Origin of the sequence: Glycomyces dulcitolivorans (genome assembly GCF_003265355.1) — a bacterium.
Lineage (GTDB): Bacteria > Actinomycetota > Actinomycetes > Mycobacteriales > Micromonosporaceae > Glycomyces > Glycomyces dulcitolivorans.
The window spans coordinates 1-15,333 of sequence record NZ_QFRW01000271.1; the positions used below are offsets into that span (position 1 = coordinate 1).

A 15,333-nucleotide genomic window follows, 5' to 3' on the forward strand; every position below is an offset into this window, starting at 1 on the left:
CGCGAGACCGAGGTCCTCCGCGCCGCCGCGCAGGGCGCCACGAACCGGCAGATCGCCGCCGCGCTCGGGATCTCCGAGCGCACCGTCGAGGTCCACATGTCCCGCCTGCTCGCCAAGACCGGCACGGCCGGCCGCACCGAACTGGTCGCCCGCTACCTCCAGAACGCCTGACGCGCCCCGCAGCCGAAGCCGCGGGGCGCGTCAGGCGGTCGGGCGTCAGGCCCGGGTGTGGACGTAGGTCTCGCCCTCGGGGTAGGTCACCGCGAGGGTGTCGGCCTCGGCGTCGAACTCGAATTCCAGGACGATGTCGTCGCCGGTCTCGGGCTCGGTGCCCTCGAAGCGGTGCGGGTCGGCGTCGCCGAGGATGATCTCGCCCTCGTAGGAGCCGTGCTGGTTGGCGAACGAGGAGAGCTCGGCGGTGCCGTCCTCGTTGATCGTCAGGGTCGAGCCGTGGGGCCCGACCTCGTCGGAGTCGGCCTCCCAGGTGCCGACGAGGACCTCCAGGCGGGGGTCGACACCGGGCTCCGAGGTGGACTCCGCGACGGTCGGCGACGCACTCGCGGAGGCGCTGGCGGAGGTCGTGGGAGTCGGGTCGGGTTCGCCGCCTTCGGCGGTCCCGCAGGCGGCGAGGCCCGCGAGCGCGGCGATGGCGGCGGTGGTGGTGATCAGGTGGCGGCGCATGGGGGTGCTCCTTCTCGTTGCGTCGGTGTTCAACTACTGAACGTTCGAGGAGCAGGACTTTTCATACCGGTTTCGTGCCAAGCAGGTCCACAACTTGCCGGGGGAGGAGCTCCCCGGCGGCGCCCTCCGTTGTGCGGGGTTCTTTACCTACAGGCAACGAGAGTTCATGCGGTTGTGCTTGACGTGAACGGCCGTGAAACATCGCGCCCATAGCTTGTACCCAGAGCGGATACGACGCTGTATACGCACTCGTACACCGCCGCGACCTGCGGCGGCGCTTCCTTGCAGACCCGGCCCCCCTCAGAAGCCGGGACGCTCCTCTGCGAAAGGTCAACCGCACATGCCACTGCGCCTCAAGCCCAAAGCCCGAGACCTCGCCCGCACCTTCGCCGCCACCGCCGCCATCGCCGGCCTCGTCGCGACCGCCGCCTGCGGCTCCCGCGCCGGCGAGGAGACCGCGGCCACCGAGTCCTGCGTGGACACCTCCGGCGACACGATCAAGGTCGGCTCGCTCAACTCCCTGTCCGGCACGATGGCCATCTCCGAGACCACCGTCCGCGACGCGATCGCGCTGGCCGTCAAGGAGATCAACGCCGCCGGCGGCGTCCAGGGCAAGGAGGTCGAGATCGTCGCCGAGGACGGCGCGTCCGAGCCGACCGTGTTCGCCGAGAAGGCCGAGAAGCTCATCCGCGAGGACTGCGTCGCCGCGGTCTTCGGCGGCTGGACCTCCGCCTCCCGCAAGGCCATGCTCCCGGTCTTCGAGGACAACGACTCGCTGCTCTACTACCCCGTCCAGTACGAGGGCCTCGAAGCCAGCGAGAACATCTTCTACACCGGCGCGACCACGAACCAGCAGATCATCCCCGCGCTCGACTACCTCGCCGAGACCGGCGTCAAGTCGATCTACCTGGTCGGCTCCGACTACGTCTTCCCGCGCACCGCGAACGCGATCATCAACGCCTACGCCGAAGCCCACGGCATCGAGGTCCTCGGCGAGGACTACGTGACCCTCGGCTCCACCGAGTTCTCCACGATCATCAACCAGGTCAAGTCCGCCGACGCCGACGCCGTGTTCAACACCCTCAACGGCGACTCGAACGTCGCGTTCTTCCGCGAGTACGCCAACGTCGGCCTCACCGCCGAGGACATGCCCGTCATGAGCGTCTCCATCGCCGAAGAAGAGGTCGGCGGCATCGGCGTCGAGAACATCGAGGGCCAGCTCGCCGCCTGGAACTACTACCAGACCGTCGACTCGCCCGCCAACACCACGTTCGTCGAGGCGTTCAAGGCCGAGTACGGCGCCGACCGGGTCACCTCCGACCCGATGGAGGCCGCCTACAACTCCGTGTACCTGTGGGCCGCCACCGTCGAGAAGGCCGGCTCGTTCGCGGTCGAGGACGTCCAGGCCAACGCCGACGGCGTCTCCTTCGACTCCCCTGAAGGCACGGTCGTCATCGACGGCGACAACCACCACGTCACCAAGACCGCCCGCATCGGCGAGATCAGCGCCGACGGCCTGCTCTACACCGTCTGGGAGTCCGACGGCCCCATCGAGCCCGACCCGTTCCTCGAAGGCTACGACTGGGCCGCCGACCTCGCGGTCACCGAGTAGCCGACTCAGACGATCAGGAAGGAGACACCGTGGACCTCCTCGTAGGGCAGCTGTTCACCGGCCTCAGCACCGGCTCGATCCTGCTGCTGGCCGCCTTGGGACTCTCGCTCACCTTCGGCCAGATGGGCGTCATCAACATGGCGCACGGCGAGTTCATCATGGCCGGCTGCTACACCGCGTACGTCGTCCAGCAGGTCGTCGGGGACGCCGGGGCCTCCCTCCTGATCGCCCTCCCCATCGGATTCCTGGTAGGCGGCGTGATGGGCCTGGTCCTGGAGGCCCTGCTCATCCGCCGCCTCTACCACCGCCCGCTCGACACGCTCCTGGTCACCTTCGGCGTCGGCCTGATCCTCCAGCAGGTCGCCCGCGACGTCTTCGGGGCGCCCGCGGTGAACGTGTCCGTCCCCGAGGCCCTGCGCGGCGGCGTCGACCTGCTCGGCGTCACCGTCCCCAAGACCCGCCTGTTCATCATGGCCCTCGCGATCGTCGCGGTCACCGCGGTGACGCTGGTCCTGCGGTTCACCCCGGCCGGGCGGCGCATCCGCGCCGTGGTCGGCAACCGCGACCTCGCCGAGACCGCGGGGATCTCCTCGCGGACCGTGGACGCCGGGACGTTCTTCATCGGCTCCGGCCTCGCCGGCGTCGCGGGGGTCGCCCTGACGCTCATCGGGTCCACCAGCCCCACCACCGGCCAGTCGTACCTCGTCGACGCGTTCCTGGTCGTCGTCGCGGGCGGCCTGGGCCGCATCAAGGGCGCGGTGGTCGCCGCGGTCGCCCTCGGTGCGCTGCAAGCGGTGTTCGAGACCTACTCGACCGCGTCGCTCGCCAAGGTCGGCGTGTTCATCGTGATCGTCGTCTTCCTCCAGCTGCGCCCGCAGGGCCTGTTCACGCTGCGAACCCGGAGCCTGGCATGACCCCGCACCCGTCACCCCGCCCACCGCTCGCTCCGCTCGCTTCCCCGAACAGGAGTAAACGCTGTGTTTAAGTTCTTCGGCACCCGCGCCGGCACCTGGACCGGGTTCGCCGCCGCCGCGCTCGTCCTGTTCGGACTCGCTCCGCTGGTCATGACCGGGTTCCGGCTCGGTCTGCTCGCCCAGTTCCTGTGCTACGCGATCGTCGCCGTCGGCATCGGCCTCGCCTGGGGCCGCGGCGGGATGCTCACCCTCGGGCAGGGCGTCTTCTTCGGCATGGGCGCCTATCTGATGGCCATGCACCTGAAGATGGCCGACGCCGAGTTCCGCAACGGTCCCGGCGCCGTCCCCGACTTCATGGAGCTCGCGGGCATCCGCGAACTCCCCGCCTACTGGACCCCGTTCTCCTCCGCGGGGTTCACGATCGCGGCGATCCTCATCCTCCCGACCGCGTTCGCGGTGCTCCTGGGCCTCGCGGTGTTCAAGCGCCGCGTCAAGGGCGCCTACTTCGCGATCCTCTCCCAGGCCCTCGCCGGGGCCTTCGCGATCCTCCTCATCGGGCAGCAGTCCCTCGGCGGGTTCAACGGCCTCAGCCGCTTCCGGTACTTCTTCGGGTACAACCTCGACGACCCGGTCAACCAGCAGATGCTCTACTTCATCGTCGCCGGGGTCCTCCTCGTCGTCGTCGCCGTCTCGCTCCAACTGCGCCGCTCGCGCTACGGCGAACTCCTCGTCGCCGTCCGCGACGCCGAAGAGCGCGTGCGCTTCCTCGGCTACGACGCCGCGAACGTCAAGGTCGTCGCCTACGCCGTCGCCGCGCTCTTCGCCTCAATTGCCGGTGCGGTGTTCGTGCCGATCGTCGGGATCATCTCCCCGGCGAGCATCGGGATCGTCCCCTCGATCATGTTCATCCTCGGCGTCGCCATCGGCGGCCGCGCCAGCCTCGTCGGCCCCGTCGTCGGCGCCCTCGCGGTCGCCTGGGCCCAAACCGCCCTCTCCGAGCAGTTCCCCTCGGCGTGGACCTACGCGCAGGGGCTCCTGTTCATCCTCGTCATCGCCCTGCTCCCCGGCGGCATCGCCTCGATCGCGAGCGTCGCCAAGAGGTTCCAGACCAAGCGCACCCCCGTGGAGGCCGCAGCATGAGCGTCGCACTGACCTGCAAGAACATCGAAGTCGACTTCGACGGGTTCAAAGCCGTCGCCGGCGTCGACCTCGAACTCGCCCGAGGGGAGGTCCACTTCCTCATCGGCCCCAACGGCGCCGGGAAGACCACCCTCGTCGACGCCATCACCGGCCTCGCCAAGTACTCCGGCTCGGTCGTCAAGGACGGCGAGGAGCTGCGCGGCAAGAAGGTCCACCACATCGCCCGCAAGGGCATCGGCCGCACCTTCCAGACCGCCACCGTCTTCGAGAACCTCACCGTCGCCCAGAACCTCGACATCGCCGCCGGCGCTGGACGCTCCCCGTGGACGCTTCTGCGCCGCCGCAGGCACCTGCCGCAGATCGTCGTCGACACCATGGAGCGCATCGGCCTCAAGGACCAGGCCGAGACCCCCGCGGGCGTCCTCGCCCACGGCCAGAAGCAGTGGCTGGAGATCGGGATGCTCCTCGTCGGCGACGCCGACGTGCTCCTGCTCGACGAGCCCATCGCCGGCATGGGCCACGACGAGCGCGAGACCACCGGCCTGCTCCTCCACGACATCGCCGCCGACCGCGCCGTCGCCGTGGTCGAGCACGACATGGACTTCATGCGCGCCTTCGCCTCCCGCGTCACCGTCCTCCACGCCGGGGCCGTCCTCGCCTCCGGCTCGGTCGACGACGTCTCCGGCGACGCCCGCGTCCAGGAGGTCTACCTCGGCACCGCGACGAAGGAGGCCGCCGATGCTGCGACTGCGTGACCTCACCTGCGGCTACGGCCGCTCGGCCGTCGTCCACGGCATCGACCTCGACATCGGCGCCGACGAGGTCGTCTCCGTCATGGGCCACAACGGGGCCGGGAAGACCACCCTCCTGCGCGCCGTCGTCGGCCTCATCCCCGCCATGGGCGGCACCGTCGAGTTCGACGGTGCCGACGTGACCCGCCGGCCCACCAACAAGCGCGTCAAAGCCGGCATGGCGTACGTCCCCCAAGGCCAGCAATGCTTCGCGCACCTGACGGCGGGGGAGAACCTCCGCCTGGTCGCCGACGGCCGCAAGCGCGGCAGGGCCCTCATCGACGAGCAGCTCGACCTGTTCCCCGCCCTCCGCAGCCTCCTCGGCCGCCAGGCCGGACTGCTGTCGGGCGGCCAGCGCCAGCAGCTCGCCATCGCCCGCGCCCTCATCACCGAGCCGCGCCTGCTCATCCTCGACGAACCCACCGAGGGCATCCAGCCCAACGTCGTCGCCGAGATCGAGTCCACCGTGGTCGACCTCGCCAAACGCGGCGGCCTGTCGGTCCTGCTGGTGGAACAGCACCTCGGCTTCGCGCTCCAGGCCGCGAGCCGCTACTACGTCCTGCGCTCCGGCCGCGTCGCCTCCGAAGGGCCCACTGGCACGGAAGCCGAGACCAGAGTCAGAGAGGCGATGGCAATATGAGCGGATTCTCCCCCCTACCGGAGACCGAAGGGCCCCTCGCGGCCCGCGTCTACGTCGCCCTGCGCGCCGACCTCATGTCCGGCAGGTACGAGCCCGGCAAGCGCCTCGGCGAGGAGCGCCTGGCCGGGAACTACGGGGTCTCGCGCACGCCCGTGCGCGAGGCACTCAGCCGCCTCTCCGCCGACGGCCTCGTCTCCCGCGAGGTCGACGGCCTCTACCCGTACCGGCCCCGCATCGACCAGCTCAACGACCTCTACGAGGTCCGCCTGACCCTCGAACTGCGCGGCCTCTCCCGCGCCGAGGCCGACCCGGACGTCAAGCACGACCCCGACCTCCTCGGCCCCGAGCTCGACCGCTGGTACCGCCTGCGCGACGCCCCGCCCGGCCCCGACGCCGGGTTCGTCGAGTCCGACGAGCGCTACCACCTGACGCTCCTGGCCGCCTCCGGCAACCCGCAACTCGCCGAGGCCCTCAAGGTCGTCAACAACAAGATCCGGCCCGCCCGCATGTTCGACTACTTCACGGCCGAGCGCATGGAGTCGACCATCGCCGAGCACATCGCGATCGCCGAAGGCGCCCTCGACGGCCGCTACGGCGAGGCCACGGCGATCCTGACCCGCCACATCGAGACGTCCCGGTCCATCGTGGTCGGCCGCGCCGAGGCGGCCCTGACCTGGGCCCACCTGGCGAACGCCGTCCGCCCCTGATCCCTTGAGAGCGAGACCCATGTTCGAGCGCATCCTCATCGCCAACCGCGGGGAGATCTCCCGGCGGATCACCCGGACCGCCCACCGGCTCGGGATCGCCACCGTGGCCGTCTACTCCGAGGCCGACGCCGCGTCCCTGCACGTGCGCGAGGCCGACGAGGCGGTGTGCGTGGGCCCGGCCGCCCCCGCCGAGTCCTACCTCAACGTCGACGCGATCCTCTCCGCCGCCAAGGACACCGGCGCGCAGGCCGTCCACCCCGGGTACGGGTTCCTCGCCGAGAACGCCGAGTTCGCGCGCCGCGTCGCCGAAGCCGGGCTCGTGTTCATCGGCCCCACCCCCGAGCAGCTGGAGCAGTTCGGCGACAAGGTCACCGCCCGCGAGGCCGCCACGCTCGCCGGCGTCCCCCTCGCCGCCGGCACCAGTGCCCTCGACACCGCCGAGGAAGCCGTCGCCGCGGCCGAGGCGATCGGCTACCCCGTGATCGTCAAGGCCTCCGCGGGCGGCGGCGGCATCGGGATGCGCGTCGCCGAGGACCCGGCCGCGCTGGCCGAGGTGTTCGCGTCCGTGAAGCGCCTGGCCGCCGACAACTTCGGCGATGACTCGGTATATCTCGAACGCTATGTATTGCACGCCCGGCACGTCGAGGTCCAGGTCTTCGGCGACGGCGACGGCCGCGTCGTCTCCCTCGCCGACCGCGACTGCACCCTCCAGCGCCGCCACCAGAAGGTCATCGAGGAGGCCCCCGCCCCGGGCCTGCCCGACGCCGTGCGCGAAGGCATGCACGCCGCGGCCCGCGCGCTGGCCGCCTCCGCGCAGTACCGCTCCGCGGGCACCGTCGAGTTCATCTACGACGCCGACCGCGAGGAGGCGTCCTTCCTGGAGTTCAACACCCGCCTCCAGGTCGAGCACCCCGTCACCGAGGCGATCCTCGGGATCGACCTGGTGGAGTGGATGATCCGCGCCGCCGCCGGGGACACCGCGTTCCTCGACGGCCTCCCCGACTCCGGGCCCGCCGTCACCGGCGCGGCCGTCGAGGCCCGCGTCTACGCCGAGGACCCCGCCCGCGACCACCTCCCCAGCGCCGGGCTCCTCACCTGCGTCGACCTCCCCGAGTCCGCCCGCGTCGACACGTGGATTGAACGCGGCCTCGAAGTCCCCGCCACCTACGACCCGATGCTCGCCAAGGTCATCACCACCGGCGCGACCCGCGCCAAGGCCTGGGCCGCGCTTGCGGACGCCTTGGGCGAGACCCGCATCGAAGGCGTCCACACCAACCTCGGGCAGCTGCGCGCCGCCGCCGTGGACGCGCGCGTGCTCGCCGTCCATCACCACACCGGCACGGTCGCGTCCATCAAGGACACCTCCCCGCGCATCGACGTCATCGCGGCCGGGGTCCTGACCACGGTGCAGGACTTCCCGGGCCGCATCGGCCACTGGCAGGTCGGGGTGCCGCCGTCGGGGCCGATGGACGACCTGTCGTTCCGGCTCGGCAACCGGGCCCTCGGCAACGACGAGGGCGTCCCCGGCCTCGAATGCACGATCGCCGGACCGACGCTGCGTTTCGGCGTGCCGCTCACGGTGTGCGTCACGGGCGCGCCCGCCCCGGTCACGCTCGACGGCGAACCGGTCGAGCAGTGGGTCCCGATCCGCGTCCCCGCGGGCGGCGAACTCGCGGTCGGCCAGATCGCCGACGCGGGCGCCCGCACCTACGTGCTCTTCCAAGGCGGCCTTGACGTCCCGACGTTCCTCGGCTCGGCCTCGACGTTCCCGCCCGGGCGCATCGGCGGCTACACCGGCGACCAGTTGCGCATCGGCGACCGCCTCCTCCCGGCCGAACCGGTCGGCGCCGCCGTCCCCGGCCCCGTGCCTCTTGAGGACCGCCCGACGTTCGGCCACGAGTGGACCCTCGCCGTCACCCCCGGCCCGCAGCCGGCCCCGCACTACTTCACGTTCGAGGACATGGAGCGGATCTACGAGGCCGACTGGTCCGTGCAGGTCCACGCCGGGCGCTCGGGCGTCCGCCTCGACGGGCCGCGCCCGAAGTGGGCCCGCACCGACGGCGGCGAGGCCGGGCTCCACCCGTCCAACCTGCACGACAACCCGTACTCGGTCGGCACCGTGAACTTCACCGGCGACACGCCCGCGCTGCTGGGCCCCGACGGGCCCAGCCTCGGCGGGTTCGCGTGCCCGTTCACCGTCACCACCTCCGACCGGTGGAAGCTCGGGCAGCTGCGCCCCGGCGACTCCGTCCGCTTCCTGCCCGTCGCCGAAGAGGAAGCGGACCGCCTGCGGGCAAAGCCCGTCGCCGTTCCCGTCCCGCTGCCGAACGCCGCCCGCGACGAGGCCACCCTCGCCGCGATCGAGGCCGACGAGGACCGCCCCGCGGTCGCCTACCGGCGCGCCGGCGACGACGCGATCCTCCTCGAATACGGGCCCATGCACCTCGACCTGGCGCTGCGCATGCGCGTCGGCGCCCTCATGGACGCCCTCGCCGAAGCGGACCCGGCCGGGCTCATCGACACCACCCCGGGCGTGCGGTCCCTCCACCTCCACGTCGACCCCGACGTGCTCCCCATCCGCACCCTCACCGGCCTGCTCACCGAGCTCGAAGCGGACCTGCCCGACACCGGCGACATGGTCGTGCCCTCCCGCGAGGTCCGGATGCCGATCTCCTGGAACGACTCCGTGGTCGACGAGGCCATCGCCCGGTACTCCACCAACGTGCGCGACGACGCCCTGTTCAACCCGTCCAACATCGAGTTCATCCGCCGCATCAACGGCCTCGACTCCATCGAGGACGTCGCGAACATCGCCACCGCCGCCGAATGGCTCGTCCTCGGCCTCGGGGACGTCTACCTCGGCGCGCCCGCCGCCGTCCCGGTCGACCCGCGCCACCGCCTGGTCACCACCAAGTACAACCCGGCCCGCACCTGGACCGCCGAAGGCACCGTCGGCATCGGCGGCTCCTACATGTGCATCTACGGCATGGACTCCCCGGGCGGCTACCAGCTCGTCGGCCGCACCGCCCCCATCTGGGCCGGCCTGCGCGACCTCGGGTCCTTCAAGGACGGTCTGCCCTGGCTCCTGCGGTTCTTCGACCGCGTCGTCTTCGAGCGCGTCTCCGAGGAGGAGCTCGCCGAGACCCGCCGCGACCTCGCCGCCGGGCGCACCGAGATCGACATCCGCGAAGGGACGTTCGCGTACGCCGACTACCGGCGCCTCCTCGCCGACAACGCCGGCTCCATCGAATCGTTCCGCAGCCGCCAGGCCGCGGCGTTCGAAGCCGAGCGGCAGCGCTGGGCCGACGCGGGGGAGTTCGACCGCGACCACACCGAACCGGCCCCCGGCAACGGGAGCGCCGTCGAGCTCGCCGACGGCGAGACGCTCATCGAGGCCCCGATGGCCGCGAGCGTGTGGCGCGTCAACGTCGCCGAAGGCGACACCGTCACCGCCGGGGACACCGTCGTGGTCCTCGAAGCGATGAAACTGGAGATGCCCGTGGCCTGCACCGTGTCCGGTACCGTGACGCGCGTGCTCGCCGCGCCGGGCGACCAGGCCGCGCCGGGCGCGCCGCTGCTGGTCATCCGATAGGCAACACGGACAACAAGACAGGGGACCGAGTGAACACCACCGCACGAGTCGCGGCCGCCTACGCCCGCATCGCCGAGGCCGACCGGCCCGAGGTCTGGATCGCGCTGCGCGACGAGGCCGACGTCCTGGCCGAGGCCGCCACCGTCCAGGAACGCGTCGACGCCGGGTACCGACTGCCCCTCGCCGGGACGGTCTTCGCCGCCAAGGACAACATCGACGTCGCCGGCCTGCCCACGACCGCGGCCTGCCCGTCCTTCGCGTACACGCCGATCCAGGACGCCACCGCGGTCCTGCGCCTGCGCGCGGCCGGGGCGATCTGCCTGGGCAAGACCAACCTCGACCAGTTCGCCACCGGCCTGGTCGGCACCCGCTCCCCGCACGGTCCCGTCCGCGCCGCAGGCGACCCCGCCCGCATCTCCGGCGGCTCCTCCTCCGGCTCGGCCGTCGCCGTCGCCCTCGGCATCGCCGACTTCGCCCTCGGCACCGACACCGCCGGGTCCGGCCGGGTCCCGGCCGCCCTCAACGGCGTCGTCGGGATCAAGGCCAGCCTCGGCCTCGTCCCCGTCGACGGCGTCGTCCCGGCCTGCCCCTCCTACGACTGCCTCACCGTCTTCGCCCCCGACCTGGAGCTCGCGGCGCAGACGATGCGGATCATGACCGGCCCGAGCGACCTCGACCCCGCCTCCCGCCCCTGGCCCGCGGACGTCCCGCTCGCCGCCCCGCCCGCAGCGCGGGCCGCGATCCCTTTGGACGCCAACCTCGCCGCGCTCGACCCGGACTTCCGTCCCCTGTGGGAGGAGTCCCTGGCGCGCTTCGCCGCGGCCGGCGTCGAACTCGTCCCCATCGACGTGCAGCCGCTGCTCGACGCCGCACTCCTGCTCTACGAAGGCGCCCTCATCGCCGAGCGCTACGCCGCCTTCGGCGCCCACATCGACGCCTGGCCCGGCGACGCCGACCCCACCGTGGCCGAGATCGTCAGGGGCGCCGACAAGTTCAGCGGCGCCGACCTCGTGGCCGACCAGCAGCGCCTGCGCGCCGCCCGCCTCCAGGCCGCCGACATCCTCGACGGCTTCGACGCCCTCCTGCTCCCGACCACGCCCCTCCACCCGACGATCGCCGACGTCCAGGCCGACCCGATCGCCGTCAACGCGGCGATGGGCGTCTACACGAACTTCGTGAACCTCCTCGACATGGCCGCCGTCGCCGTCCCCTCCGGCACGGCCGGCACCAAGGGCTTCGGCACCAGCGTCATCGTCCCGGCCTTCCACGACCAGGTCGCCCTCGACCTCGCCGCCCGCTTCCAAGCCGTTGACGCGCCTCTGTACGCCCCGGCCGGGACCGAGCTCGTCGTCTTCGGCGCCCACCTCACCGGCATGCCCCTCAACCACCAGCTCACCGCCCTCGGCGCCCGCTTCGCCGGCGAGGTAGCCACCGCCCCCGCCTACCGCATGTACGAACTCGACACCCAGCCGCCGAAACCCCTGGTCGTCCGCACCGGCGACGGCGCGAGCCTCCCTGGCGAGCGCTGGCTCCTCAGCCCCGCCGCCCTCGGCGAATTCCTCACCGCCCTCCCCGCCCCCATGACCCTCGGCAAGGTCGAACTCGCCGACGGCACCTGGGCCACCGGCTTCGTCGCCAACGAACCCGCAGGCGAGGACATCACCGCCAAGGGAGGCTGGCGGGCCCACCGCGCGGGCTGAATCCGTACTACGATCGGTCGGTTCGCGTTCGCCCCCTGCGAAAGGACCGTGGACATGCCCGACGCCGACGTTCTCGCCGTCTCCGGTGAGCCGGACGAGGTCCGGCAGCTCCTCGCGATGCTGCGGCGCGAGCCCGATCTGCGGTCGGCCGGGCTCGCGCTGGCCGAGACCGAGCCCGCGCCGGGCGAGCTGGGCGCTCTTGCCGACACGCTCACCGCGATCGTGACGAACGAGGCGCTGCTGACCGCCGTCGCGTCGACCATCGGGGTGTGGCTCCACGCGCGCCTGCGGCCGACCCGCATCAAGGTCAGGAAAGGCGACGTCGAGATCGAAGTGGTGACCGGCAAGGCGAAGCGGGCCGAGGACTACACCCGCGAGATCCTCGACCGGTTCGCCGAACCCGACGAGGAGTGAGGGCCGGCGTCGCACGGCCGTGCGAGGATTCCGGCATGGAATTCCCTGACCTCCAAGCCCACCTGATCGCCGACGCCGCCCGGTTCCGGGCCGCCGCCGTTGCAGCCGCGCCCGATGCGAAGGTGCCGAGCTGTCCCGAGTGGACCGCCACCGACCTGCTCGACCACGTCACCGAGGTCTACGACCACAAGCTCCAGTCGATGCGCCTGTTCCGCGAACCCGCCGAGGCCGACCGGATCGAGCGCACCGGCACCCCGGTCGAGCGGTTCGACGCCTCGCTGGCCGAGCTGCTCGGCGAGTTCGACGACCGGGGCCCCGAGAGCCTGGCCCACACCTGGTACGGCCCCGACCAGACCGTCGGGTTCTGGATCCGCCGCATGGCCCAGGAGACCCTCGTCCACCGCGCCGACGCCGAACTCGTCGCAGGGCAGCCGATCGGCGAGGTCGATGCGGCCCTGGCCCTGGACGGCATCGACGAGATGCTCATGGTCATGCTCTCGTGGGGCTCGCGCGCCTACCGCGACTGGGTCGCCGACGACATCGCCGCGAACCTCGGCCTGGAGGTGGGCCTGCGGGCGGGGGAGCAGGAGTGGACCGTGATCGTCAGCGTCACCGGGATCGACGTCGCCGACGGCATCACCGCCGGTGCGACCGGTGTCGTCGCGGGCTCCCCTGGGGACGTCCTGCTGTGGCTGTGGCGGCGCCTGCCGGTCGACGCGCTCGCCGTCGAAGGCGACCGCGCCGCAGTCGAAGCGCTCTACGACCTGGTCGAGACCTTCGCCCAGTAACTACGCCTGGAGGACCTCGACCGCGGCGACCGGCCGGTGTGCGGCCAGGGCCCGGTCGAGGTCGGCGATCAGGTCGTCGGGGGCTTCGAGGCCGATCGAGAGCCTGACGATGCTGGCCGCGGGCTTGGCGCTGCCGGCGACGGGCCGGTGCGTCAGCGCCGCAGGGTGCTGGATGAGCGAGTCGACGCCGCCCAGTGACACCGCGTGCGTGAACAGCCCGACCGCCGAGGTGACCTGCCGGGCCTGCTCGTAGCCGCCGCGCAGGTCGACGGCGATCATCGCGCCGGTGCCGCGCATCTGGGTGCCGAGCAGTCCCTGCGGGTCGCCCGCGATCCCCGGGTAGTGCACGCGCGCGACGGCCGGATGCGTCTGGAGCCATGCGGCGATCCGCTGCGCCCCGGCCTGCTGGGCGCGCACTCGGATCGGCAGCGTCGTCAGTCCCCTGTGGAGCAGGTAGGCGCCGAGCGGGTGGAGCAGGCCGCCGGTGACGGCCCGGACCCGCCGCAGCGCGGCCGCCGTCTCCTCGCTGCAGGCGATGACGCCGGCGACCACGTCGCCGTGCCCGCCCAGGTACTTCGTCGCGGAGTGCAGGACCATCGCGGCCCCGAAGTCGATCGGGTTCTGGAGGATCGGCGTCGCGAACGTGTTGTCGACCAGGACCGGGACGCCCCGCGCGGCCGTGACCACCGCGCGGATGTCGACCAGGTCCAGGGTCGGGTTCGCGGGCGTCTCCAGCACCACCATCGCCGTGTCCGGCCGCACCGCCGCGGCGACCTCGGCCGCGGTGCAGTACGTCGTCTCCGTCCCCAGCAGGCCCGTCGACAACAGGTGGTCGGTCCCGCCGTACAGGGGCCGCACCGCCAGCACGTGCCGGCGCCCCGTGCCCGACGTCGCGGCCAGGATCGCCGCGGTCATCGCCGCCATGCCCGAGGCGAACGCCACCGCCGCCTCGGCGTGCTCCAGCTCCGCGAGCGCCGACTCGAACCGCGCCACCGTCGGGTTCCACAGCCGCGCGTACACCGAGCCGCCCTCAGGCGTCGGGGTGCCGCCGTTCGCCATCGCCTCGTACGACAGGCCCCCGGCCTCGATGTCCGGCAGCGGGTTCGTGGAGGAGAGGTCGATCGGGAGGGCGTGGACGCCGAGCCCGGCGAGGTCCTCGCGGCCGGCGTGGACGGCGATCGTATCGGTTTGCAGCCACGGCGAAGTCATGCCCAGACTGTAGGCAGATCCACAACCTGCTGCAATACTTGCCGCAGAAACCCGCGGCAAGGGCCGATACCGGTGTGGATTCAGCAAGAGGGGATGGCATGGCGGGGGAGCAGCCGAAGAAAACGCAACAGCCCCAGGCGGCACTGGACGGCACCGACCTGGCGATCCTGGCCGCGCTCGTCGAGGACGGGCGCATGACCAACGCCGCCCTCGCCTCCCGTGCAGGCGTGGCGGAGTCGACCTGCGCCTACCGCGTCCGCGCCCTGCGCGAATCGGGCGTCCTCACCGGCATCCGCGCCCACCTCAGCCCCGAGGCCCTGGGCCGCCCGCTCCACGCGATCATCAAGGTGCGCTTGGGCAGTCACAGCCGCGAGCTCGTCCACCACCTCTACGACCGGCTCACCGGCCTGCCCGGCGTCCTGACGGTCTTCCACGTCGGCGGCGACGACGACTTCCTCCTGCACGTGGCCGTCGCCGGCCCCGAGGCCCTGCGCGACCTCATCCTGGAGCACGTCACCGTCCACCCCATGGTCCGCCAGACCGAGACCCAGCTCGTGTTCGAAGTCCGCGACGGCCGCGGCCTCCTGCCGGCCTGAGGTTCAGCCGACGTCCTCGACGCAGCCGCTGGAGGCGGTGAGGACGGCCTCGCCGCTGTGGCCGGGGTGGTCGCTGATGTTGAAGGAGAGTTCGACGCCGTCGGGGCGCACGGCCTGGACGGCGGGGTTGCCCCACGGCCCGTCCGCGGTCTCCTCGGCCTCGTAGCCGAGCCCGGTCCAGCGGTCGAGCAGGTCGTCCTTGTTCGCCTCGTAGAACGCCTGGGGCGCTTCGGTTCCGCTGTCGAGGACCCAGATCAGGGAGTACTCCCGGAACAGGACCTCGTCGAGCATGCCCTCGGGGCCGCAGGGCTCGGGCTCGACGGCGACCGCCGTGTACTCGGGCGGGCCGTCCATGCCCGCCAGGGTCTCGGCGAGGGCGTCCCGCATCGCCGCCTGCGCGTCGGCGCTGTCGAGCTCGGGGAGCCCGGCGAGGGTCGCGGACCAGACGGCGAAGGCCGCGATCGCCGCCGCGGCGGTGCCGGCCGCGGCGATGACCAGGTCCGCCCGCGTGCGCGGCGGTGGCGCGTCCGCGGCCGCTTCGCGCCGGGA

The 15,333-nt window shown here is 72.1% G+C and carries 15 protein-coding genes; 12 read left to right on the top strand and 3 right to left on the bottom strand.

The features are described 5' to 3' along the window. The coding region (locus tag DI269_RS28790) for a response regulator transcription factor (protein WP_157975071.1) at positions 1-171 on the top strand (171 nt) is incomplete at its 5' end. 45 nt (positions 172-216) lie between these two features. On the opposite strand, the gene DI269_RS17960 is transcribed toward DI269_RS28790, so the two are convergent. Beyond that, positions 217-681: a hypothetical protein gene (locus DI269_RS17960; protein WP_112138354.1), complete on the bottom strand. Its 465-nt coding sequence runs from the start codon at positions 679-681 to the stop codon at positions 217-219. Positions 682-1,021: 340 nt separating this feature from the next. Here DI269_RS17960 and urtA point away from each other — a divergent pair, with 340 nt between their 5' ends. The 10 genes from urtA to DI269_RS18010 all read left to right on the top strand — a co-directional run bounded on the left by urtA (position 1,022) and on the right by DI269_RS18010 (position 12,979). Further along, positions 1,022-2,293 carry an urea ABC transporter substrate-binding protein gene (gene urtA / locus DI269_RS17965; RefSeq protein ID WP_112138356.1) on the top strand — a complete coding sequence of 424 codons (1,272 nt, stop codon included), beginning with the start codon at positions 1,022-1,024 and terminating at the stop codon, positions 2,291-2,293. A gap of 29 nt (positions 2,294-2,322) precedes the next feature. Next, on the top strand, positions 2,323-3,207 hold the full coding sequence (urtB, locus tag DI269_RS17970; protein ID WP_112138358.1) for an urea ABC transporter permease subunit UrtB: 885 nt from the start codon (positions 2,323-2,325) through the stop codon (positions 3,205-3,207). A 63-nt stretch (positions 3,208-3,270) separates the two neighbouring features. Then, on the top strand, positions 3,271-4,347 hold the full coding sequence (urtC, locus tag DI269_RS17975) for an urea ABC transporter permease subunit UrtC (protein ID WP_232822798.1): 1,077 nt from the start codon (positions 3,271-3,273) through the stop codon (positions 4,345-4,347). Continuing rightward, entirely contained in the window at positions 4,344-5,102 is a 759-nt protein-coding gene (urtD, locus tag DI269_RS17980; protein ID WP_112138360.1) for an urea ABC transporter ATP-binding protein UrtD, read from the top strand. Before urtC ends, urtD begins: the two co-directional genes overlap by 4 nt. Then, a complete protein-coding gene (gene urtE, locus DI269_RS17985; protein ID WP_112138361.1) occupies positions 5,086-5,778 on the top strand; it encodes an urea ABC transporter ATP-binding subunit UrtE in 693 nt (230 codons plus the stop codon). Before urtD ends, urtE begins: the two co-directional genes overlap by 17 nt. Next, positions 5,775-6,485 carry a GntR family transcriptional regulator gene (locus DI269_RS17990; protein WP_112138362.1) on the top strand — a complete coding sequence of 237 codons (711 nt, stop codon included), beginning with the start codon at positions 5,775-5,777 and terminating at the stop codon, positions 6,483-6,485. Before urtE ends, DI269_RS17990 begins: the two co-directional genes overlap by 4 nt. Positions 6,486-6,504: 19 nt before the next feature. Continuing rightward, positions 6,505-10,077 (top strand): urea carboxylase, encoded by a 3,573-nt coding sequence (gene uca, locus DI269_RS17995; RefSeq protein ID WP_112138364.1) that lies wholly within the window; start codon positions 6,505-6,507, stop codon positions 10,075-10,077. A 29-nt stretch (positions 10,078-10,106) separates the two neighbouring features. Beyond that, positions 10,107-11,777, top strand: coding sequence for an allophanate hydrolase (gene atzF, locus DI269_RS18000; RefSeq protein ID WP_112138366.1), 1,671 nt, complete (start codon positions 10,107-10,109; stop codon positions 11,775-11,777). 54 nt (positions 11,778-11,831) lie between these two features. Beyond that, positions 11,832-12,191 carry an effector-associated constant component EACC1 gene (locus tag DI269_RS18005; RefSeq protein ID WP_112138368.1) on the top strand — a complete coding sequence of 120 codons (360 nt, stop codon included), beginning with the start codon at positions 11,832-11,834 and terminating at the stop codon, positions 12,189-12,191. A gap of 35 nt (positions 12,192-12,226) precedes the next feature. Beyond that, the gene (locus tag DI269_RS18010) at positions 12,227-12,979 is read left to right on the top strand and encodes a maleylpyruvate isomerase family mycothiol-dependent enzyme (RefSeq protein ID WP_112138370.1); all 753 of its coding nucleotides are present in this window, start codon (positions 12,227-12,229) and stop codon (positions 12,977-12,979) included. On the opposite strand, the gene DI269_RS18015 is transcribed toward DI269_RS18010, so the two are convergent. Further along, positions 12,980-14,188 (bottom strand): trans-sulfuration enzyme family protein, encoded by a 1,209-nt coding sequence (locus DI269_RS18015; protein ID WP_112138372.1) that lies wholly within the window; start codon positions 14,186-14,188, stop codon positions 12,980-12,982. It lies immediately after the preceding gene. Between the two features lie 98 nt (positions 14,189-14,286). On the opposite strand from DI269_RS18015, the gene DI269_RS18020 reads away from it, so the two are divergent. After that, a complete protein-coding gene (locus tag DI269_RS18020; protein ID WP_112138374.1) occupies positions 14,287-14,784 on the top strand; it encodes an Lrp/AsnC family transcriptional regulator in 498 nt (165 codons plus the stop codon). Between the two features lie 3 nt (positions 14,785-14,787). On the opposite strand, the gene DI269_RS18025 is transcribed toward DI269_RS18020, so the two are convergent. Beyond that, the coding region (locus tag DI269_RS18025) for a hypothetical protein (RefSeq protein ID WP_157975072.1) at positions 14,788-15,333 on the bottom strand (546 nt) is incomplete at its 5' end.

What these genes read in the sequence shown, in the direction of transcription:
- DI269_RS17960 (WP_112138354.1), bottom strand. Translation starts at nt 681, where the DNA reads ATGCGCCGCCACCTGATCACCACCACCGCCGCCATCGCCGCGCTCGCG.
- urtA (WP_112138356.1), top strand. Translation starts at nt 1,022, where the DNA reads ATGCCACTGCGCCTCAAGCCCAAAGCCCGAGACCTCGCCCGCACCTTC.
- urtD (WP_112138360.1), top strand. Translation starts at nt 4,344, where the DNA reads ATGAGCGTCGCACTGACCTGCAAGAACATCGAAGTCGACTTCGACGGG.
- urtE (WP_112138361.1), top strand. Translation starts at nt 5,086, where the DNA reads ATGCTGCGACTGCGTGACCTCACCTGCGGCTACGGCCGCTCGGCCGTC.
- DI269_RS17990 (WP_112138362.1), top strand. Translation starts at nt 5,775, where the DNA reads ATGAGCGGATTCTCCCCCCTACCGGAGACCGAAGGGCCCCTCGCGGCC.
- uca (WP_112138364.1), top strand. Translation starts at nt 6,505, where the DNA reads ATGTTCGAGCGCATCCTCATCGCCAACCGCGGGGAGATCTCCCGGCGG.
- DI269_RS18005 (WP_112138368.1), top strand. Translation starts at nt 11,832, where the DNA reads ATGCCCGACGCCGACGTTCTCGCCGTCTCCGGTGAGCCGGACGAGGTC.
- DI269_RS18010 (WP_112138370.1), top strand. Translation starts at nt 12,227, where the DNA reads ATGGAATTCCCTGACCTCCAAGCCCACCTGATCGCCGACGCCGCCCGG.
- DI269_RS18015 (WP_112138372.1), bottom strand. Translation starts at nt 14,188, where the DNA reads ATGACTTCGCCGTGGCTGCAAACCGATACGATCGCCGTCCACGCCGGC.
- DI269_RS18020 (WP_112138374.1), top strand. Translation starts at nt 14,287, where the DNA reads ATGGCGGGGGAGCAGCCGAAGAAAACGCAACAGCCCCAGGCGGCACTG.